The 19,598-nt window shown below is 63.9% G+C and carries 21 protein-coding genes and 1 pseudogene; 12 read left to right on the top strand and 10 right to left on the bottom strand.

All coding sequences use genetic code 11. The annotated features are described in order from the left end of the window. Window positions 1–42 precede the first annotated feature (42 nt). Window positions 43–1,488: a MocR-like transcription factor YczR gene (gene yczR, locus K0O64_RS09485; protein ID WP_220046291.1), complete on the top strand. Its 1,446-nt coding sequence runs from the start codon at window positions 43–45 to the stop codon at window positions 1,486–1,488. 94 nt (window positions 1,489–1,582) lie between these two features. On the opposite strand, the gene serB is transcribed toward yczR, so the two are convergent. Together serB and ctaD are read right to left on the bottom strand one after the other, a co-directional pair. Next, a complete protein-coding gene (serB, locus tag K0O64_RS09480; RefSeq protein WP_220046290.1) occupies window positions 1,583–2,815 on the bottom strand; it encodes a phosphoserine phosphatase SerB in 1,233 nt (410 codons plus the stop codon). 24 nt (window positions 2,816–2,839) lie between these two features. Next, entirely contained in the window at window positions 2,840–4,525 is a 1,686-nt protein-coding gene (gene ctaD, locus K0O64_RS09475; protein WP_071946560.1) for an aa3-type cytochrome oxidase subunit I, read from the bottom strand. A gap of 220 nt (window positions 4,526–4,745) precedes the next feature. On the opposite strand from ctaD, the gene K0O64_RS09470 reads away from it, so the two are divergent. From K0O64_RS09470 to K0O64_RS09460, 3 genes are all read left to right on the top strand, one after another. Beyond that, window positions 4,746–5,801: an iron-siderophore ABC transporter substrate-binding protein gene (locus K0O64_RS09470; RefSeq protein WP_225933672.1), complete on the top strand. Its 1,056-nt coding sequence runs from the start codon at window positions 4,746–4,748 to the stop codon at window positions 5,799–5,801. A gap of 92 nt (window positions 5,802–5,893) precedes the next feature. Then, window positions 5,894–6,169, top strand: a complete 276-nt coding sequence (locus tag K0O64_RS09465; RefSeq protein ID WP_071946562.1) for a YciI family protein — start codon at window positions 5,894–5,896, stop codon at window positions 6,167–6,169. A 126-nt stretch (window positions 6,170–6,295) separates the two neighbouring features. Continuing rightward, window positions 6,296–7,348 carry an NAD(P)-dependent alcohol dehydrogenase gene (locus K0O64_RS09460; RefSeq protein ID WP_220046289.1) on the top strand — a complete coding sequence of 351 codons (1,053 nt, stop codon included), beginning with the start codon at window positions 6,296–6,298 and terminating at the stop codon, window positions 7,346–7,348. Window position 7,349: 1 nt separating this feature from the next. Here K0O64_RS09460 and K0O64_RS09455 read toward each other — a convergent pair whose 3' ends face one another. Beyond that, complete coding sequence (locus tag K0O64_RS09455) at window positions 7,350–7,679, bottom strand: DUF3349 domain-containing protein (protein WP_096310936.1); 330 nt, start codon at window positions 7,677–7,679, stop codon at window positions 7,350–7,352. Between the two features lie 74 nt (window positions 7,680–7,753). Then, window positions 7,754–8,626 (bottom strand): alpha/beta fold hydrolase, encoded by an 873-nt coding sequence (locus K0O64_RS09450; RefSeq protein ID WP_425574832.1) that lies wholly within the window; start codon window positions 8,624–8,626, stop codon window positions 7,754–7,756. 145 nt (window positions 8,627–8,771) lie between these two features. Here K0O64_RS09450 and K0O64_RS09445 point away from each other — a divergent pair, with 145 nt between their 5' ends. Next, window positions 8,772–9,617, top strand: a complete 846-nt coding sequence (locus K0O64_RS09445) for an MlaE family ABC transporter permease (protein ID WP_071946573.1) — start codon at window positions 8,772–8,774, stop codon at window positions 9,615–9,617. A gap of 34 nt (window positions 9,618–9,651) precedes the next feature. Here K0O64_RS09445 and K0O64_RS30365 read toward each other — a convergent pair. Together K0O64_RS30365 and K0O64_RS09440 are read right to left on the bottom strand one after the other, a co-directional pair. Continuing rightward, a pseudogene (locus K0O64_RS30365) lies at window positions 9,652–9,744 on the bottom strand (hypothetical protein); the annotation flags it as partial. Between the two features lie 120 nt (window positions 9,745–9,864). Further along, window positions 9,865–10,002 (bottom strand): hypothetical protein, encoded by a 138-nt coding sequence (locus tag K0O64_RS09440; RefSeq protein ID WP_164520047.1) that lies wholly within the window; start codon window positions 10,000–10,002, stop codon window positions 9,865–9,867. A gap of 774 nt (window positions 10,003–10,776) precedes the next feature. Between K0O64_RS09440 and K0O64_RS09435 the strand changes: the two genes are divergently transcribed. The 3 genes from K0O64_RS09435 to K0O64_RS09425 are packed head-to-tail and all read left to right on the top strand — an operon-like array spanning window position 10,777 to window position 11,671. Next, window positions 10,777–11,046 carry a hypothetical protein gene (locus tag K0O64_RS09435; protein WP_096310934.1) on the top strand — a complete coding sequence of 90 codons (270 nt, stop codon included), beginning with the start codon at window positions 10,777–10,779 and terminating at the stop codon, window positions 11,044–11,046. Continuing rightward, the gene (locus K0O64_RS09430; RefSeq protein WP_096310933.1) at window positions 11,046–11,387 is read left to right on the top strand and encodes a DUF732 domain-containing protein; all 342 of its coding nucleotides are present in this window, start codon (window positions 11,046–11,048) and stop codon (window positions 11,385–11,387) included. Before K0O64_RS09435 ends, K0O64_RS09430 begins: the two co-directional genes overlap by 1 nt. A 41-nt stretch (window positions 11,388–11,428) precedes the next feature. Further along, entirely contained in the window at window positions 11,429–11,671 is a 243-nt protein-coding gene (locus tag K0O64_RS09425; protein ID WP_125477422.1) for a hypothetical protein, read from the top strand. Window positions 11,672–11,771: 100 nt separating this feature from the next. On the opposite strand, the gene K0O64_RS09420 is transcribed toward K0O64_RS09425, so the two are convergent. Continuing rightward, a complete protein-coding gene (locus K0O64_RS09420) occupies window positions 11,772–12,539 on the bottom strand; it encodes a hypothetical protein (protein ID WP_164520046.1) in 768 nt (255 codons plus the stop codon). Window positions 12,540–12,925: 386 nt separating this feature from the next. Between K0O64_RS09420 and K0O64_RS09415 the strand changes: the two genes are divergently transcribed. The 3 genes from K0O64_RS09415 to K0O64_RS09405 all read left to right on the top strand — a co-directional run bounded on the left by K0O64_RS09415 (window position 12,926) and on the right by K0O64_RS09405 (window position 15,446). Continuing rightward, complete coding sequence (locus K0O64_RS09415) at window positions 12,926–13,336, top strand: hypothetical protein (RefSeq protein ID WP_125477420.1); 411 nt, start codon at window positions 12,926–12,928, stop codon at window positions 13,334–13,336. Window positions 13,337–13,620: 284 nt separating this feature from the next. After that, window positions 13,621–14,067 carry a hypothetical protein gene (locus K0O64_RS09410; protein WP_125477419.1) on the top strand — a complete coding sequence of 149 codons (447 nt, stop codon included), beginning with the start codon at window positions 13,621–13,623 and terminating at the stop codon, window positions 14,065–14,067. Further along, entirely contained in the window at window positions 14,064–15,446 is a 1,383-nt protein-coding gene (locus K0O64_RS09405) for a hypothetical protein (protein WP_096310928.1), read from the top strand. The genes K0O64_RS09410 and K0O64_RS09405 overlap by 4 nt, the downstream gene beginning before the upstream one ends. On the opposite strand, the gene K0O64_RS09400 is transcribed toward K0O64_RS09405, so the two are convergent. Continuing rightward, a protein-coding gene (locus tag K0O64_RS09400; RefSeq protein ID WP_096310927.1) for an IS3 family transposase occupies window positions 15,388–16,526 on the bottom strand; the annotation gives its coding sequence in 2 pieces (ribosomal slippage) (window positions 15,388–16,256 and window positions 16,256–16,526; 1,140 coding nt in all). The genes K0O64_RS09405 and K0O64_RS09400 overlap by 59 nt on opposite strands. Before the next feature lie 219 nt (window positions 16,527–16,745). After that, the gene (locus K0O64_RS09395; protein WP_220046288.1) at window positions 16,746–18,272 is read right to left on the bottom strand and encodes a hypothetical protein; all 1,527 of its coding nucleotides are present in this window, start codon (window positions 18,270–18,272) and stop codon (window positions 16,746–16,748) included. Between the two features lie 138 nt (window positions 18,273–18,410). Between K0O64_RS09395 and K0O64_RS09390 the strand changes: the two genes are divergently transcribed. Next, window positions 18,411–18,917, top strand: a complete 507-nt coding sequence (locus tag K0O64_RS09390) for a DUF4365 domain-containing protein (RefSeq protein ID WP_125477418.1) — start codon at window positions 18,411–18,413, stop codon at window positions 18,915–18,917. A gap of 3 nt (window positions 18,918–18,920) precedes the next feature. Here the strand turns inward: K0O64_RS09390 and K0O64_RS09385 are convergent, their stop codons facing one another. Next, complete coding sequence (locus K0O64_RS09385; protein WP_096310923.1) at window positions 18,921–19,484, bottom strand: recombinase family protein; 564 nt, start codon at window positions 19,482–19,484, stop codon at window positions 18,921–18,923. Between the last annotated feature and the right edge of the window lie 114 nt (window positions 19,485–19,598).

Below are 19,598 nucleotides of genomic sequence, written 5' to 3'. Positions count from 1 at the left end.
GGCTTGCCGTTCAATAGCCAGTTGGCCCATACTGGCTTGCAAATGACGACGACGATGACCGCCAGGACCCTCGATCCGGACCTTCTGGTCCGGGAATTGGGCAACTGGCGTACCTCCAGCAAGAGTGGCCCGACCTACCAGGCGCTGGCCGACGGGCTGCGGATGCTGATCGTCGACGGCCGATTGCCGGTCGGGTCGCGCCTGCCCAGCGAGCGGGCGTTGGCCGATGTGCTGCGGGTGTCCCGGACCACCGTCACCGCGGCGTACACCGAGCTCAACGAGAGTGGATATCTGCACGCCCGGCGCGGCGCCCGCAGCACGGTGGCTCTCCCCCATACCCCTGTCAGTGCGCCCAGCGATACGCCGGCCACGATCAACCTGGCGTCGGCCGCACTCGCCGCCCCGGCCAGCGCCGTGCAGGAGGCATTCACCGAGGCAGCCCAAGAGGCCGCGTCGTATCTGCACGAGACCGGCCACGATATGCGCGGGGTGCTGACCCTCCGCACCGCGATCGCCGAACGCTATTGCGCCAGAGGGCTGCCCACCACGCCCGACCAGATCATGGTGACCAGCGGTGCGCAGCATGCGATCGCGCTGATCCTGGCGACCTACGTACAGCCGGGCGATCGTGTGCTCGTCGAGCAGCCCACGTATCACGGCGCGCTCAGTGCGATCGCGACTGCCGGCGCCCGGCCCGTGCCGGTCGCGATGACAAGGGAGGGTTGGGAACTCGACGCCGTGCACGCCGCCGTTCGTCAACTCGCCCCGACGCTGGCGTACTTCGTGCCCGATAACCATAATCCGACAGGTTTCTCGATGCCACCCGCCGATCGCAAGCGAATTTGCGACATCGTCGCCGAGACCCGTACGCGCACAGTCGTCGACGAAACGCTCACCGACGTCTGGCTGGATACGCCGATGCCGCCGCCGGTCGCCGCGTCGATGAGTTCGCGCACCGACCTGCTGATCACGATCGGATCGATGTCGAAGTCGTTCTGGGGCGGGATGCGCATCGGGTGGATCCGGGCCGAGCCGAGCGTGCTGGCCACCATCCGCGCGATCCGGCCCTCCATCGACCTCGGCACCTCGGTGATCGAACAGCTCGCTGCCGCAAGGCTTCTCACGCTTCGCGCTGACGACGTCCTGCCCGAGCGCCGCGAAATCCTCAAAGGCCGAAGGACACTGCTGCTCAACCTGCTCGAGCAGCACCTACCGGAATGGCGCCCGCTACCGGGCACCGGCGGGATGTCGCTGTGGGTGCAACTGCCCGCGCCGGTGAGTTCGGCGATGTGTGCGTCGGCGTCCCGGCTGGGGGTCGAGTTGCCGCCCGGCCCGCGCTTCGGTGTCGATGGCACGCTGGAGCGTTTTGTGCGAATTCCCTTCGCACTGCCCGAAAACGAGTTGACCGAGGCGATCGAACTGCTCGGCCGGGCCTGGCGCAGCATCACCGGTTCAGCCACCGTCGAGTCGACGGCCGTGGTGATCTAAGGCGCCCACTCACCTCTCTTCGCGCCGAAACCGACGATTCGCAGAAGAAGTGCGAGTGATCGTCTGCAGAACGTCGAGTTCGGTGCCTGGGCGCCTACTCCGGCGGGATCTCCACCCGGCGCAGCACGCCATCGACGGCGTCGGCCGCCTCGATCTCGGCGCGGGTGATGCCAAGGATGAACAGCACGGTGTCCAGATAGGGGTGGCTCAGCGAGGCGTCGGCGACCTCGCGCAGCGCGGGCTTGGCGTTGAAAGCCACGCCCAGCCCGGCGGCCGCCAGCATGTCGATGTCGTTGGCGCCGTCGCCGACGGCCACCGTCTGCTCCATCGGAACGCCGACCTGACGGGCAAAGTCGCGCAGCGCCTTGGCTTTTCCGGCCCGGTCGACCACCTGACCGACGACCCGGCCGGTGAGCTTGCCGTCGACGATCTCGAGTTCATTGGCGGCCACGAAGTCCAGCATCAGTTCATGCGCCAGCGGGTCGATCACCTGCCGGAAGCCGCCGGAGACGACGCCGCAGTAGAAGCCCAGACGCCGCAACGTCCGGATCGTGGTGCGCGCGCCAGGAGTGAGTTCAATCTGCTCGGCGACCTCGTCGAGCACCTCGGCGGGCAGACCGGCGAGGGTTTCCACCCGGCGATGCAGGGACTCGGCGAAGTCCAGCTCCCCGCGCATGGCCGCCTCGGTGACGGCCGCGACCGCCTCCTCCGCGCCCGCGTGCGCTGCCAGCATTTCGATGACCTCGCCCTGGATCAGCGTGGAGTCGACGTCAAAGACGATGAGCCGCTTGGCCCGTCGCTCCAGGCTGTAGTTCTCGACGGCGATGTCCAGCCCCTGTTCGGAGGCCACCCGCGCCAGGACGGTGCGAAGTTCCCCACCGACCCCGGCCGGAACCGACACCCGCAACTCCAAACCGGTCACGGGGTAGTCGGAGACGCCGCGGATGAAGTCGATGTTGACCCCGAGTGCGGCGAGGCCGCGGGCCACCACACCGAAAGCCGCTGCGGTGATGGGTCTTCCGAGCACCACGATGGTGTGAGTGGACGGCTCGCGAATGATCGGCATGTCGTCACTGCGCTCGATCGTGACATCCAGCCCGACCCGGTGAATGGCATCGGTGACGTCGTCGCGCAGCTGCGCCCCGTCGGCCACGGTGGCCTCACCGGAGACCAACACTCCCAGGGTCAGCCGCCCGCGGATCACCACCTGCTCGACGTTGAGCAGCTCCACTTCATGGCGGGCCAGCACTCCGAACAGTGCTGAGGTGACCCCAGGCTGGTCGACACCGGTGACGGTGATCAGCACCGACACCTTGGACATGCTCATACCCCGAGGCTTGCGAATCCCGAGTTAGGTGCGGACGTTCTCGTTGTCCAGGCGCGTCACGTCCCCGTCGGCGGGGCCGTGCGCGCGCCCGACGTGGGCCTCTGCGCGCATCCGCTCGATCATGTGCGGGTAGTGCAGCTCGAACGCCGGTCGCTCCGAACGGATCCGGGGCAGCTCGGTGAAGTTGTGCCGCGGCGGCGGGCACGAGGTGGCCCACTCCAGCGAGTTGCCGTAGCCCCACGGATCGTCGACCGTGACGACCTCGCCGTACCGCCAGCTCTTGAACACGTTCCAGGCGAACGGCAACACCGAGACACCGAGGATGAACGCGCCGATGGTCGACACGATGTTCAGCGTCTCGAAGCCGTCCGACGGCAGGTAGTCGGCGTAGCGGCGCGGCATACCCTCGTCACCCAGCCAGTGCTGCACCAGGAACGTGGTGTGGAAGCCGATGAACGTCAGCCAGAAGTGCAGCTTGCCCAGCTTCTCGTCGAGCAGGCGGCCGGTCATCTTCGGGAACCAGAAGTAGATGCCGGCGTAGGTGGCGAACACGATCGTGCCGAACAGCACGTAGTGGAAGTGCGCGATCACGAAGTAGCTGTCGCTGACGTGGAAGTCGATCGGCGGGCTGGCCAGCAGCACACCGGACAGACCACCGAGCAGGAACGTCACCAGGAAGCCCAGCGAGAACAGCATCGGCGTCTCGAAGGTCAGCCGGCCCTTCCACATGGTGCCGATCCAGTTGAAGAACTTGATGCCGGTGGGCACCGCGATCAGGAACGTCATGAACGAGAAGAACGGCAGCAGGACCGCGCCCGTGACGTACATGTGGTGTGCCCACACCGCCACCGACAGCGCCGCGATGCTGATCGTGGCGTAGATCAGCGTGGTGTAGCCGAAGATCGGCTTGCGCGAGAACACCGGGAAGATCTCCGAGACGATGCCGAAGAACGGCAGCGCGATGATGTACACCTCGGGGTGCCCGAAGAACCAGAACAAGTGCTGGAAAAGCATGGTTCCGCCGTTGGCGGGGTCGTAGATGTGCGCACCGAGGTGGCGGTCAGCGGCCAGACCGAACAGCGCGGCGGTCAGCAGCGGGAACGCGACCAGTACGAGGATCGACGTCACGAAGATGTTCCAGGTGAAGATCGGCATCCGGAACATCGTCATGCCGGGGCAGCGCATGCAGACCACGGTGGTGATCATGTTGACCGCACCCAGGATGGTGCCCAGACCACCGACGGCCAGGCCGAGGATCCACAGGTCACCTCCGGCGCCCGGGCTGTGCATGGCGTCCGAAAGCGGGGTGTAGGCGGTCCAGCCGAAGTCCGCGGCACCACCGGGGGTGATGAAGCCGGCCAGCGCGATCATCGCGCCGAACACGAACAGCCAGAACGACAGCGCGTTCAGCCGCGGGAAGGCCACGTCGGGGGCGCCGATCTGCAGCGGCAGCACCAGGTTGGCGAACCCGAACACGATCGGCGTCGCATAGAACAGCAGCATCGCGGTGCCGTGCATGGTGAACAGCTGGTTGTACTGCTCGTTCGACAGGAACTGCAGCCCGGGTACGGCCAGCTCGGCGCGGATGAACAACGCCATCAGGCCGCCCATGAAGAAGAAGATGAAGCAGGCGACGCAGTACATGATGCCGATCAGCTTGTGATCGGTGGTCGTGACGAGCTTGTAGACCAGGTTGCCCTTGGGACCCATCCGTGCAGGTGCGGGTCGAGTGGCCTCGAGTTCTCCCCGCGATGGCACAACGGCAGTCAACTGTCCTCCAAAGATCGTTAGCGCCGAGAACGTGTACTTGATCCTAACCGTCGCTCGCTGCCAATGGGGTGTGGGTCCTACATTCTGTCGTATTCGTGGCGCCGACACCTCCAGCCGCAGCTCAGCGACCGTGCAGGAGCCGGGTGTTACCGTCGGCGTCGTGCTGATCGGTGGTGGGCGTGCGGGTGTCGTGATGGCCGCCGGGGCGGTGCTGGCCGCGGTCGCCATGACTGTCGCGAGCGGCTGCTCCTCATCGCCGTCGACGCCCCCGCCGCCGGGCGCCCGCAGCCTGGTCACCAGCACCACGAAGATCGCAGGTGCCGGCGTGCTGGGCAATCAGCGCAGGCCCGACGAATCGTGTGCACCCGAGCCGGCCCGACTCGACCCGGGCGCGCCCGATCCGCAGCGCATCGTGGTGCTGGCCGGCGACGAGCTCGACGCGCTGTGCGCGCTGGGCCTGCAGTCGCGGATCGTCGCGGCCGCCCTGCCGGACGGCTCGACCAGCCAGCCGTCGTATCTGGGCACGGTGATCCACGATCTGCCCGGTGCCGGTACCCGCAGCGCACCGGATCTCGCCGCGGTCGCGGCCGCCAAGCCGGATCTCATCCTCGGTTCGCAGGTCTCAACGCCGCAGTCCTTCCAGGCGCTGTCGGCCATCGCCCCGACCGTGTTCACCGACGCCCCCGCCGCCAGGTGGCAGGACAACCTGCGGGCCGTCGGGACGGCGACCGGGCGGGGGCAGGCCGCGGGCGATCTGGTGGGGGCGTTCACCGAGCAGGCCAAGCAGAAGGGCATCGCGAACGACGCCCCGCATTTCCAGGCCTCGATCGTCCAATTCACCGACACCACGATGCGGGTGTACGGCGCGGAGAACTTCCCGGCTTCGGTGTTGGCCGACGTGGGAGTGGATCGCCCTGCCGCACAACGCTTTACCGACAAGCCCTATGTCGAGATCGGCATCACCGAGGCCGATCTGGGCCGCTCCCCCGACCTGTCGGCCGCCGACGGCGACATCATCTATCTCTCGTTTGCCTCGCCGGCGGCCAAAGATCGCGCACCGGCTGTCCTCGACAGCGGGCCGTGGCGCAAGCTGTCGGCCAACCGCGACAACCGCGTCTTCGTCGTCAACAACGAGGTGTGGCAGACCGGCCAGGGTCTGGTCGCCGCCCGCGGCATCCTCGATGACTTGCGCTGGCTCAACGCGCCGATCAACTGACCCTCCGCCGCCGAATTTCACGTTTCGCGGCCGAAGTGCGAGTGCGGCGCGACAAAACGTGAAACTCGACGGTCCCAGGTAAGTTCACACCCGTGTTCCACGTGCTGACGATCACCTACGAGAAGCCGCTCGACGAGGTCGACCAGACCCGACCCGCGCACCTTGCCTTCCTAAACGACGAGGTCGCCGCCGGCCGCCTCCTGCTGGCGGGACGCCTTGAGACCGGCACCGGCGGTGTCCTGATCACCACGGACATCAGCACCGAGGACGCCCAGAGCATCATCGACCGCGACCCGTACACGCTGGCGGGCGTCGTGAGCTATCAGCGGTTATCGTTCAACGGCGGGGTTCGCGCAGCCGGGCTGTAAACCTCGTCACGTCGGGATTACCACCCCACCCCGACGGGTTATGCCTCATGGTCGCAACGTTGCGACAACTTGCACTCAAAACGCTGAATCGATCAGTGCTGCCTGAAACGCGATCACGAGGACACGATGAGCACAGTTACCGCTTATGCCGCCACGTCGGCAACCGAACCTTTGACCAAGACCACGATCACCCGCCGCGACGTGGGTGCGCACGACGTGAAGTTCGACACTCACTTCGCCGGCATCTGCCATTCCGATATCCACACGGTGCGCGGCGAATGGGGCCAGGTCGAGTACCCGATGGTGCCCGGTCACGAAATCGCCGGTGTAGTAACCGACGTCGGGCCGGAGGTCACCAAATACAAAGTGGGCGATCGGGTTGGCGTCGGGTGCTTCGTCGATTCCTGCCGCGAGTGCCCGAGCTGTAAGGCCGGCCTCGAGCAGTACTGCAGCAATCCCGGAATGATCGGGACCTACAACGGAGTCGGCCGCGACGGACAGCCCACCCAAGGCGGGTACAGCGGTTCGATCGTCGTCGACGAGAACTACGTCCTGCGGATTCCCGACGGCATCGAGTTGGATGCCGCGGCGCCACTGTTGTGCGCCGGCATCACGCTCTACTCGCCGCTGCGGCACTGGAATGCCGGGCCGGACAAGAAGATTGCGGTCATCGGCCTCGGCGGCCTGGGACACGTGGGCGTGAAGCTCGCCAAGGCGATGGGCGCCCATGTCACCGTGCTGAGCCAGTCGCTCAAGAAGATGGAAGACGGTCTGCGCCTCGGCGCCGACGAGTACTACGCCACCAGCGATCCGGCGACCTTCGAGAAGCTGGCCGGCAGGTTCGACCTGATTCTCAACACGGTTTCGGCCAACCTGGACCTGAACGCCTACCTGGGCCTGCTCGCCCTCGACGGCACGCTGGTCGAACTCGGCATGCCCGAACATCCGATGGAAGTGCCTGCCGGCGCACTCATCATGGGTCGGCGCAGCCTCTCCGGTTCCCTGATCGGTGGAATCGCCGAGACCCAGGAAATGCTGGACTTCTGCGCCGAACACGGCGTGGCCCCCGAAATCGAGGTCATTCAACCCGATTACATCAACGAGGCCTACGAGCGAGTCCTGGCCAGCGACGTGCGCTACCGGTTCGTCATCGACACCGCAGCGCTGCGCGGCGAATAAGTCAGTCGTCGAGGGTCTCTTCGGCCACACCGGCCAGCGGCCAACCGGCCGCGGCCAGTGTGGCCGCCACCCGCTTGACGTTCTCCGGTCCGGCGTCGTGGTGACTGACGTCCTTGATGAACTCGGCGATCTCGTCCTCGTTGATCCCGCCCTCGAGTGCCGGTGAATCCTTGGCGGTGATGTGGGCGACGACCTCTTTGATCTGTTCCTCGGTCAGCGGGGTCGAGCGCAACAGCGCCAACAGCGGGACCCGGTCCGGGCCGGGGACGCCGTTGGGGTAGCCGGCCCGCAGCCAGTTCAGGATCGAGTTCAACAGCGACGTAGCGGTCACGACGCTCAGTCTCTCGGTTGCACGCGACCGGCGCCAGCACCGATTGGACAGTTCGCCGCCGGTTCACACCTCGTTCACCGGTCGGCGGCGCATTTCGCCAGGAAATTCACGACCGAATCGGCGAACAGATCGTTGCGGTCGCCGGCGACCATGTGACCGGCTCCGGCCACGTCGACGAACTCGACCTGCGGGAACCGCTGGAGGAACTCGTCGGCGCGTTCCTGGGTGACGAGGTCACTCGTCTGACCGCGCACCAGCAGCATCGGAGTACCGGCAGCCACAATCGCTCCGACCGCCGCGTTGATGCGATCGACTTCGGTCACCTCGATGGGTGGGCGCGATGCGGTGCCGTCGATGAACTTCGGATCCCAGTGCCAATACCAACGGCCGTCACGGTGACGCAGATTCGCGCGCAGGCCGTCGAGATCGTCGGGCCGGGGACGATGCGGGTTGTACTCCTGAATCATGTCGGCCACTTCATCGAGCGATGCGAAGCCGGATTCCATGCGGTCGTACATGAACTGGTGAATGCGCTCGGCGCCGGACGGGTTCATGTCCGGGACGATGTCGACGAGAACCAGCGCGCGCAGAGCCTCGGGCGCCAGCTCGCCGGCGAGCACCATGCCGGTGAATCCGCCCAGCGAGGCGCCGACGAGCACGGGGCGTGGTGGCAGGTGCCGCATGACTTCGAGCACGTCCCCGGCGAAGCTGACGACCCGATAGTCCCCGTCCGGCGACCAGTCGGATTCGCCGTGCCCGCGCAGGTCGACAGTGACCGCCTGCCAACCGCGGGCAGCCACCGCCGCGGCCGCTCGACCCCAGGATCGGCGGGTCTGCCCGCCGCCGTGCAGAAACACCACCGCCGGCGCGCCCGGATCACCGATGCGTTCCGCGGCGATGCGGATGCCGTCGACACCAGCCGCGTCGAACCGTTCGGATGAGCTCACGCCATCAGCATCCATGATGAGATGCCCCGGCTCAAAGCATCGGTCCCAGCCGATTGACGTCTTTGGATGTCGATAACCGGGACGAACGGCTCTACGGTGTGCGCCGGCCCGACACCGACAGTGAGGGGGTGAGGCGACGAACCCCATGACCCACCGGGCTGTGTTTCCCCGGGTGACCCGCGCGGCGGAGCGCCCGTGGTACGTGCTGGGCCGGATCGGCGATCAGGCGCTCTTCTACGCCAAAGCGATAGCAGGCATCCCCGCTGCCGTGCGCTTCTACCGCATCGAGATCGTTCGCCTGGTCGCCGAAATCAGTATGGGCGCAGGGGTCTTGGCGATGATCGGCGGCACTCTGGTGGTCGTCGGATTCCTCACCGTCGCGACCGGCGGGACTCTGGCCGTGCAGGGCTACAGCTCGCTGGGCGACATCGGGATCGAAGCGCTCACGGGATTCCTGGCGGCGTTCATCAACGTGCGCATCTCGGCACCTGTCGTGGCCGGAATCGGGTTGGCCGCCACATTCGGTGCGGGTGTCACCGCCCAGTTGGGAGCGATGCGGGTCAACCAGGAGATCGACGCGCTGGAGGCCATGGCGATCCCGCCACTGGCGTTCTTGGTCAGCACCCGGATCGTCGCCGGGATGGTGTCGATCGCGCCGCTGTATGCGATCGCGGTGATCCTGTCTTTCCTTGCCAGCCAATACACAACGGTCGTGCTGCTGGGGCAGTCGGCAGGTCTGTACCAACACTACTTCTCGACGTTTTTGAGTCCGATCGACCTGCTGTGGTCGTTCGTTCAAGCCATCCTGATGGCCATCGCAATCCTGTTGATCCACACCTACTTTGGCTTCAACGCCTCCGGCGGCCCATCAGGTGTCGGCGTCGCGACAGGTGACGCCGTGCGGACTTCGCTGGTCGTCCTGGTGTCGGTGACGCTGCTCATCTCACTGGCCATCTACGGCAGCCAAGGACGTTTCAATCTGGCCGGTTAGCAACCGAACCCGCGTGTCGGGCCAAGGACTAGGACTAGAAGTCCCAGTCCTCGTCCTCGGTAACGACGGCCTTGCCGATCACGTACGACGAGCCCGACCCGGAGAAGAAGTCGTGGTTCTGCGCAGCGCCCTGGTCAGGGACTTGAAAATGGCTTGAGCTGCGAAAACATCTACCTGCACGTGCCTCTAGACACCTCTAATATTCGGCACATTGTGGGCAAAATGTGGGCAGCAAACTGCAGCACTTCTACCCGGTTTGAAGCTCGTGTGTCGACCAGCGGCCCAACTCCGAGCGCCAGGCGATGCGCACCCAAACCTGCTGGCGCTCTCGGCGGTCGATCTCTTCGGCGATCATCTCGTCCTGCTGGCGGCGGCTCTCGCGCACCCAGTCGCCGAATGATCCAGGGCCTGGGTCCGGCGTGGGGACTGGTGGCGGCGGCCCAGGCACCGGTCGAGGTCCGCTCCGCTCTCGCTGCGGTAGACGGAACTCCACGTAGCCATCTGAAGGACCCAATAATGGGTGCTTGCCGCCTGTCGGGGGTGCCAAAGTCTCTGCCGTGACCTCCACGCGATCCTCACCGTCCCACGCCAAGAATGTCACTTCGTGAGCAGTGTCTTGACCTGAGTTGTAAGCGTAGAAGTGACCAGGATTGGTGTTCTCCCAACGTCCTACGACCCACTCCACGATTGACCGCTCGGTGGCCAGAGCGTTGGCCTGCTGGGCTAGAGCATTTGCGGCACGGGCTTGCGCAATCGTCTTTAGGCCGTAGTGCACTGTCGCCCAAAGCGAGCCCCCGGCCAAGACGACTGTGGCGATTGTGAGCAGGAGCATTGTCAGGTCCACGAATTGAAGGCTATGGCGTCTTGCCGACAAACACTCGAACAGGCCAGTCGTGCTGAGCGTTTCATCGCCTTTGGCGCTGTCAGGCCGTATGTGCTACTCGCATCCGGCAAAGGCAGAACGTCAGATCGCAGTCCTATTGGGTCGCCTGACGCCCACCGAAGTCAACGGCGGCCCTCGACCGCCCAGCGCGGTGGCATCTCGCGTTGCAGTTTGTTCAAATGCGAGACCAGCTCGGCCCAGCGCCAGTTGAAGCCTTGGCACCGGCGTGATCCAGGTTGCTCCATACTGACGGCACCATCATCGAAGGGGGAACTGATGAGCAGGTGCGTGGCGGTGCTTCTGATAGTGGCCTTCGGACTCGTCGGCTGCGGTAGCGATCAGAAGTCCTACGACTTCGGTCACGACAACCTGGTGTACGCGGCACGCCCTTTGTGGCGCGCTGCCCAGTCCAGCCCACAGTCCTTCGATAACGTCCGCAGCATTGAGGATGCCTGCAAGATTGCCTTCGACACCGATCCCGCCAAAGGGGGCTACGACTCCGATGATGTCGTCAAAGGGTGCGCTGACGCGCTGAGGGGAAAGTGATGGCCATGCTCAAGTTCGTAGTCGCCGTGCTGGCCGCTACGGGGATCGCCTTCGGGACGGCTCCGGTGGCCTCGGCCTCCGAGGACGCTTTCATCCAGGCGATCAGCTCGCTGAACTACTACGCGATCAACTGTCCTGGGTGCGCCCAGGATGCGCTGAATGTCGGGTACCGGGTGTGCAAGACGTTCGACTCCGGTGGCCAGAGCGCGGCGATCCAGGCGGTCCTGAAGGCCTACAACGGGCCGGGTCAGTCGAACGCGGAGTATCACGCGACTCTGTTCGCGACGTACGCGGCGCACGAGCTGTGCCCGCAGCACGACGGCGAAATCGCACCGATCTGATGGCCAAAGCAGAACAGTTGGAGCGTAGGTACTTTGGACTGATGACTGAAGGAACTGTGACTGGCAAGAGCACCGCTGAGAATGAGCTGGCCGAACTCGCTCGCCAGGCCGCGTGGGGGCTGATGAAGGGAGGCCACCTCGACATGTGGGAAGACGGGAAGGCTGCTCTGAGTCAGCGTCTCGACACTCTCGAAGCCGCCGAGCGGGCGGGAATCCACATCGACCGCGCAGCGGAGGGCATCGGCCAGATCTACACCCGCGCTGAGGTCGACGGCGCGTCCTGAGCTTGGGGTCTGCCCGCTACCATCGAATCAAACACCGGAGTGGACATCTCAGCAAACTTCGTCCTCACGGTAAAAGATAGAAACCGTAGCGTGAGAGGCGCTAGTCCGCCGGTACGAGCTTCTCGCAGAGCCACAGCAGGCTGTCGTCGTCCACCGTGGCAACAACACCCCGAAGGCATTGATCGACCGGGACGTTGCCGCGTAGGTCGCCAAAGGGGTCCGGTAGATACTCGGCGGGCCGATCGAAGACGACCGCAGACAGGCACCAGTCCAGAGAGTTCCTGATGTACCCCATCCCGGATTGCGAGGCTCGAACCTTGTCGGCGTCAGGCCAATACGGTTCGCCGTTGTCGCTGAGAAACACGTCGATATGCCGCACCCTGCTGTCGGCAGGCAAGGGCACAATCCCCTTCATGGCCTTCTTGAACGGCCTGTCGGAACCACCTGCCGCAGGCGCACCCGGTGCGAACACATCAGGCTCCACGCTGAATCTCACGACGAGCTTCGCGTGGTCGCCAACCTGATGGCCCTCGAAGTGCAACGGCAAGGTGCTGTCGGGAGTGAGCCAGCGTCCCCCGGCAGCGGCGGCACGGTCAGCGCGATCCTGATTGGTGCGCTCACGGTCGAAGCGAAAGTGAGCCTTGCCGATGTGCTGCGGTCTGGGGTCAGGGCCGTGCATGCTGACCTTCATCAGCTGCACAGCGGGATTCAACGACTTGATGTAGAACGACGTCGTAGTCCACTCGATGAACCAATGCCATCCGTCTATGGCCGTGCCGTCGTTGGTGGCCATGAACCACTCAATACGCGGATGCTGGTCCATTCCCGGATGCCCGTCCCAACCCGGATACGGCGCTTCATCAAACACGAACTACCTCCGTCGGCTAGATCTCCTTCAGGAAGGATGACGTCTAACCAGGTCCGCCGACCCGCGCCACGCCAGTTACCGATGCCTGTACTCGCAGAGGCACAGCGCCACCAATGGGACGGAGGCACCGGGGACCAGCGGTTCAGCACAGCATCGTTGCTCGATCGCTCCCGGTCTGGAACGTCATCGGCCAAGGCCTCAGCCCGAAGTCATTGCCATTGAGCGGCTTGTCGGTTCGGTACTTTACGAGTTCACGGACCCGTATTGCGAGGACAGCAGCATCGACGAGGATAGCGATGGTTCGGACTGAGTCTGAGGTTGTCGCGACCTGTGATTACAGGGTGGTCATAGTGTGAAGCAATCCAATTTCCCTATGAGAGGACGTAATGGCAGCGCCAGAGTGCATGGTCGAGGGGTGCGGAGCGTCCGCGTTAACAATCGACGACCTGACACCCGATCGCGAGTGGGCGAGCCTTCCTGGCGAGGTGATCGTGTGCAATCACCACCGGGACGAGTTGGCTAAGCCGGAGACAGAATGGGTCTTGATCCGAGATGACCGGAAGGTGTACGTCGGCGACCAACTCCGCAAGCTCGACGAATACATCTTGCTGGAGGCTCCACGCGAATTGATTGGAACCGGCTCGAATCGCGAGTTCAGCGATGAGGCACGCGATGACGGTTGGTACTTGCCACTCAAGGTCCGTAAGCGTGGCGATCAGCGAGAGCAGACGCTGACGATCGTGATTCCGGCGGATGAGCTGTTGCGGGAGCTGGCGGCCCTGATCCAGGACATCTAGCCGAGGCGGCACCGCAAGAGGTCTCGGTCGTCGTGGACGTGGCGGCGACGCGGGCACCACAATTCAGGTTCGGCTTGCGGACGGGCGATGAGACGATCGGTCCAAACCTCAAGTTCGACGGTGCAGCCCGGCGCGAGTTGTCTCGGTCAAGGCGTAGCTTGCACTTTGAGACAACCCCCGAGGGGGCCTCAACGCGCGTTGATCCGTCGACCGCGTGGCAACGGTCCACAAGTCGCAACCCGCTTCTCGACGTGCTGTTTGAGTCACCGGAAGGAACATGATTCATGCCCAAGGGACCTGAATGCCAGGTCGAACGCTGCAAGTTCCCGGCGACGAAGATGCATCGCCTCAAGGAACAGAGCGGTCCATTCGACTACCCCACCGATTTTGCCGTGTGCGACATCCATAAGGACAAACTCTCCGACTCTGCAACCGAGTGGATGCTCCTCTATGAGGACGACGGAGTGCGACGCCTGTTAGTCGGGCCGATGCTGACTGAGTTGGACGAATTTTTGGTGCTGGCACCGATTACCAAACTGACGGTGTACTCGCAGAGCAGCCGCGTAGTCAGCCACCCGGAGAGCAACGGGTATTACCTGCCAATCCGCGTCCGTCGTCGCGGTGGCGAGGAGGAGACTTTGACGCTCGTGCTCCCCTTCGATGCACTTGTAGAGACCGCCGACTTTCTGCATGGCATTGCGCATCGGAACGACAAAGTTGACGAACCGTGACCGATCCAGACGCTCAGGTAACGGAGTTCAACTCGTTGGTCGCGTCGCGTATCGACCGTTTCGCCAAGACTATGGAGTTCGGGAACGACACCGCAGACCGCTACAGACAAGTTCTGCTTGATCATCAGCCGGTAGATGGTCGATCAAACGCACCCTGTGCCGCTCCGCACACCGAGAGTGCTCCTTGGCCTTGCCGAGAAGTACGGCGTCTTAGCAAGGCTGAAACTTATCCCACCAGTGTCCAGGCCGCCGCGCGGTGGCTGGACGTCCTGGCGAGCATGCGGGAAATGATCGGGGCGACGATACCGCAGGCCATCGACAACATTGAGCACCACCTTCAAGTGGGCAGCCGGAACGCTGAGTACAACCGGCGTTTCGCGTTCAGTGCATTTACGATGCCGTTCACTTACGCTCTCGCCGCGACACCCCCGCGTAGCGGCAGCGAGGCCGAAACGGCAATCGCTCCTCTGGTCGAAGCCGTGGACCTTGTCATGACCGATCCTGATGTCCGGGGCGCAATGGCCAGGTTGGAAGAAGCTATGGCTTCGGCTGAAGTGGCGCTCGGCTCGATGCTGGCTGATCCCGAACCGGCCACGGTCACCGAGCTGGTCGACGAGTTGAAGCGGTCTCTCAAGGTGTCGATGCTCTCTGCGCTACTTGGTTCTTCGGGAATCGTCGAACTGGCGGACGCCGAGTTGAACGCCCGCCTCGAAGAACTCAAATACCCGCCACCGCAGGCTCGTTGGGTCGACTTGGCCAACGTTCCGGTCAGTGTGGTCGGCACACCAAGTGACACCACTATCAGCATCGAGGAGGTCTATCAGTCGGCAGCACCAGGGGTGCAGGGGCTTCTCCAAGCTATGCGCGGTGAAGTGTCTCCTCCTCGAAGTACCGAGGTCCAACGCATCCAAGGTTCTCAGTGGATCAGCTTCATCTTTGCCGAATGGAACGACCACTACCGATTCGAGCTTGCCAAGGTGTGGGACTGCAGTCACCGTGACTACCAATTTCCTCTACTTGGGGAGCTGGGCAAGATTCGGAACGACATGATCCACAACGGCGGTATCGCAAAGCGCGCCACTGCCAACTGTCAATTGCTGCGGTGGTTTACCGAGGGTCAGCGGATGCATCTGACCGCGCCGATGTACCTGGAGGTCGTGCAGCTCTGGCCGTGGAACGAACTGCTGGGCCAACCGACACCAAGTCAAGATTCGCGGAACCAGTATGGGGGACGTGCGCCGTTGAATTTGATCGACGCGGTTCAACGGGCCGCAGCCGTCGATGGGATCAATGAGGGGGACCCGTTTGGTGGTCCAGTCGCTATGCAACTTGGGGTTGATGGGTCGTGGCCCACTGTAGGGCAAACTCGTTCGGGGTGAGTTCGCCGTGGGCGGTGTGGGGTCGGTTAGCGTTGTAATCACGGCGCCAGTCCTCGATGATCACCCTGGCCTCGAGCAGCGAGTCGAAGCGCCATGCGTTGAGCAGTTCATCGCGCAGGCGCCCGTTGAACGATTCGATGAAAGCGTTCTGCCACGGTGATCCGGGATCGATGAAAAGTGAACCGGCACTGTTGAATCGGCACCAATCGGCCACGGCGTGCGCGACGAACTCGGGACCGTTGTCGAACCGCACGTAGTGCGGGGCCCCATGCATGAGGGCCAGACGGTCCAGCACAGCGACCACGCCATCGGCATCGATGGATCGATCGACCTCGATTTCGAGGGCTTCGCGGGTGAACTCGTCGATGACGTTGAGCAGTTTGATCGTGCGCCCGTCAGCGGTGGTATCAAACTGAAAGTCCATCGCCCAGATCACATTCGGACGGATCGGGGACATCGCGCCCACGACAACACCGACCCCGGTCAGGCGCTTCTTGCGGCGCCGTTGCGGCACCCGCAGGCCCTCCTCGCGCCACAGCCTGCGAATTCGTTTGTTGTTGACCTTCCAGCCAGCACGGCGCGCCATCTTCGCCGCCCGGCGCCACCCCCAGCGCGGCCGGTCGGTGGAGAACCGGCGCAGCCAGGCCCGCAGCTCGGTCTCTTCGGTGGTGACCGATGCCGGGGTCAGGCGCATCGTGGAACGGTGCAACCCGACGACCGCACAGGCACGCCGTTCGGACACCCCGAACCGCTCACGCAGCGCTGTCACAGCGTTGCGTTTGCGGTTCGGGGTCAGAAGTTTCCCGCCGAGATCTCCTTGAGCATGTCGATGTCGAGGGCCTGGTTGGCGACCAGCTTCTTCAGGCGGGCGTTCTCGGCCTCGAGTTCCTTGAGCCGCTTGGCGTCGTTGGCCTTCATGCCGCCGTACTGGGCCACCCAGCGATGCCACGTCGATTCCGCGACCTCCAGATGCCGGCACACCTCAGCCAGCTCCTGACCCGACGCGAGCAGCTTGTTGCCCTCGGCCAGCTTGCGGATGATCTGATCCGGCGTATGCCGCCGGCGCTTGTTCGATGCCATGTCGTCGTCGATTCTTCCTGCCCGAGCACTCGGGCAACAGAGTCCCACAACGACTGGACCACTACGACGGGCTCACCTCATCAAGCCCGATGACGTGATCGAGGAAGCGTTGACGCTTTGGTTGCAGCGTGGTGAGTAGCTGTTTCCAAAGATCGAGATCGGCAAGTGTGCGAAGCCGCGGCGAGTGGCGTGGAGTAGCTTGCAGTTTTCGTTCGCAACTCACATCCCACTGAGCGCCAATGTCCGCCCCTTCGTGATCGCCGGGACGACGACCTCGTGCAAGTAAGCGCACTTCAATGACGACCAATTTCCACGAGACGGGTGCCGAAGTGACACCCAGGCGAACCGGTTCCCGTCCAACTCGCAGGCGACGACATTCGGAGCAACAGTTTTGGTGACCCCGAGGGTGGAGAAGAGCGTGCTGTCGAGGCCCGCCCCTTGCGAGACCACAAGCGTTGGTTGAAGGATTTCGAGACTTGCGCGCAAGTGCCGTGAGCATGACTTTCGCATTACGCTGGTTGCCCGCGACTTTGCAGTTCCGTGATCCACCGCTGAACACAGGAGCAGGTTGGTCATCGCGTATGCGTCGAACAGGTGCGCGCTTGTTCCGTCGGCGAACTGGACGTGCTCAGTATCTGCGTCGACCGGCAGACCGAACGCCAGGCGGAGCGCGAACGTCACCCCCCTCATATGCTGATTCCGTTGGCCGAAAGTCAACTTGCCGGAAGCGAGTACGTCCTGAGTGCGCTGCTCGACCGTTCGATGCTGCTTCGGTTCCCCTGTCTCCATCGGGAGAACCATTACCCGGTGCGGAGTGCCGTTGACACGCATGTCGAAGCACGGGCCGACCATGTGCCCTTGGGCTTCGTAGAAGCTGGCACCACCCTTCTCCGCAGAGGATCGGCAGGCCCTAGCCGACTTGCACACGAAACCCTCGTCGTGGTTCCAGACATTCGCCGACAGATACGACTCAAGGCGCGCCTTCCGCTCCTCCGAGGCGGCGCGATCGACCGAGAGAGCTTGCGACGCAATCGCCAATCGGTCGGCGTCGCTCCGTAGTTGGGCGATGTCTTGATGCGGGGTGCGCCAGACCTCGGGATCGAGTGCTGCAGGCCCGACGGTGGTGAGGTCATCGGGGATGGGCACTCCGACGTCCGATACACGTACCGTGACAGCCTCATCACGACTGATGGCGGTGACCACAACCGCATCGGTAAGCACGGCGGGATCGACGGTCAGCAAGCCTTTGTCGATGAGCTCCATGAGCATGATGTGGGTGTAGATCACGCGGTCGCAGATGCGGGCGATGCCGGGCGCAGCCGCGTAGTACCGCTCGTCGATGCTCAAGTCGCGGACTACGGGAGACCTCGGCGACTTGGCGTAGATGACGTCACCGTAGAGCCAGGCGTACATCAGCTTGCGGTCGGTGACAGTCCCGCTGGGCGTGGCGACCCAATAGGCCTGGGCGGCCAGATTGCCGTCGATCACGTCCTGCCAGTAGTCGCGCCACCACCGCAGGTCGATCTCATCGTTGAGTGTGTCGGTGCCTACCAGTTGTTCCAGGGCGTCGAGCGCCGTGCCGTAGCAAATCGGCTCCGACGCAAGAATCAATGGGCGCACCCGACTCGCCAGAGACTCCAACGCCTCCTCGGGCGGGTACTCGACTTGCAGCCGGTGGCTCTCCTCGCCGGTCTTGGTGTTGACAGTAACCATGATCGTTACCTCGCCTGTGTGCAGCTTGGCCATCAACGCCGCCTGCTCACGAATCAGCGTGTGTGCCATGACCCGTCGGGTGCGCAGCAGGAAGCCCTCGATCACGGATTGGGGCGTCAATCGTGCGGAGGCCATGGCGCGATGCTATTGGGATAGATAAGTGTTGTAGGCGTGGAAGCCGAATCCGATTCTGAAGATCGTCTTGCGTTAGGCGGGCGAGCCCCCGGCCACCTCGGCTTGGGGGCAGCGGGGGAACTTCTCTTCGCCAGCCGGATCGCGCTTTTCGGCTACCAGGTGTACCGGCCACTTGCCGACGATCGCGGGGTGGACCTGGTTGTTGACGTCGGTGATGGCCAACATGCGATGGTTCAGGTGAAGTCCGTCCACTCCGGCAGCTACGTCTTTATGAGGAAGTCGACGTTCGCGTTGAAACCCTGGGTCGCTGTCGGTGTCGTGGTTTTCGACAAGGATCACGAGATCTGGCCGAGCTTGTACTTGATTCCGGCGACGGCGTGGCTGGAGCCCGTCAGCCCGCTGGTCGATCACGAGTACGAAGGCAAGAAGTCAGCACCCGAGTTCGGCTTGAGTATCCGCAAGAACTGGAAGCAGGATTTGGATCAGTGGAACGCCACCGAGGCACACATTGAGGCAGTCCTAGAAGCGGCGCGTCGCCGGTAACCGTCAGGCGGCGGTGCCGTCGGCGAGGTATCGGTACACCGTGGCGCGAGAAACGCCGAGCATCTTCGCGATGTCGGTGGCGGCAATGCCCTTGTCACGCAAGCCCCTCGCCTTCGCGGCATCGGCGTCATCGACCTTGCGGGGCCGCCCACCTTTACGTCCGTTGGCGGCTGCGGCGGCGAGACCGGCGCGGGTGCGCTCGATCATGGTGTCGCGTTCGAGTTGAGCGAAAGCGGCCATGATCGTGAGCATCGCCTTGCCCATCGCGCCCTCGGTGTGAAGGCCCTCGGTGATGCTGCGGAAGCCGATGCCGCGTGACGTCAGTTGATCGACGACCGTCAACACGTGCTGGGTGTTGCGACCGAGACGGTCGAGCTTCCACACCGTGAGGACATCGCCTTCGCGGAGGTGATCGAGGCAGGCATCGAGACCGGGACGGTCCGAAGTGGAGCCGCTGACGCCTTGGTCCCGGAACACACGTTCAACCCCAACATCTTTCAGCGCATCGAGCTGCAGCGCCATGTTCTGGTCGGCGGTCGAGACCCTCGCGTACCCAATGACTGCCATTGCACCCCTGTCTCATAAACCCATCGGATTCCAGGTATTAAGAATATCAGTTATGAGACTGGTTTTCGAGACGCATGCAAGAGCCCTTTGTTCCAGCTCGCCCGGCGCAGACGT

This window comes from Mycolicibacterium pallens, assembly GCF_019456675.1.
Lineage (GTDB): Bacteria > Actinomycetota > Actinomycetes > Mycobacteriales > Mycobacteriaceae > Mycobacterium > Mycobacterium crocinum.
This window is presented reverse-complemented; position numbering and strand designations above follow the sequence as displayed.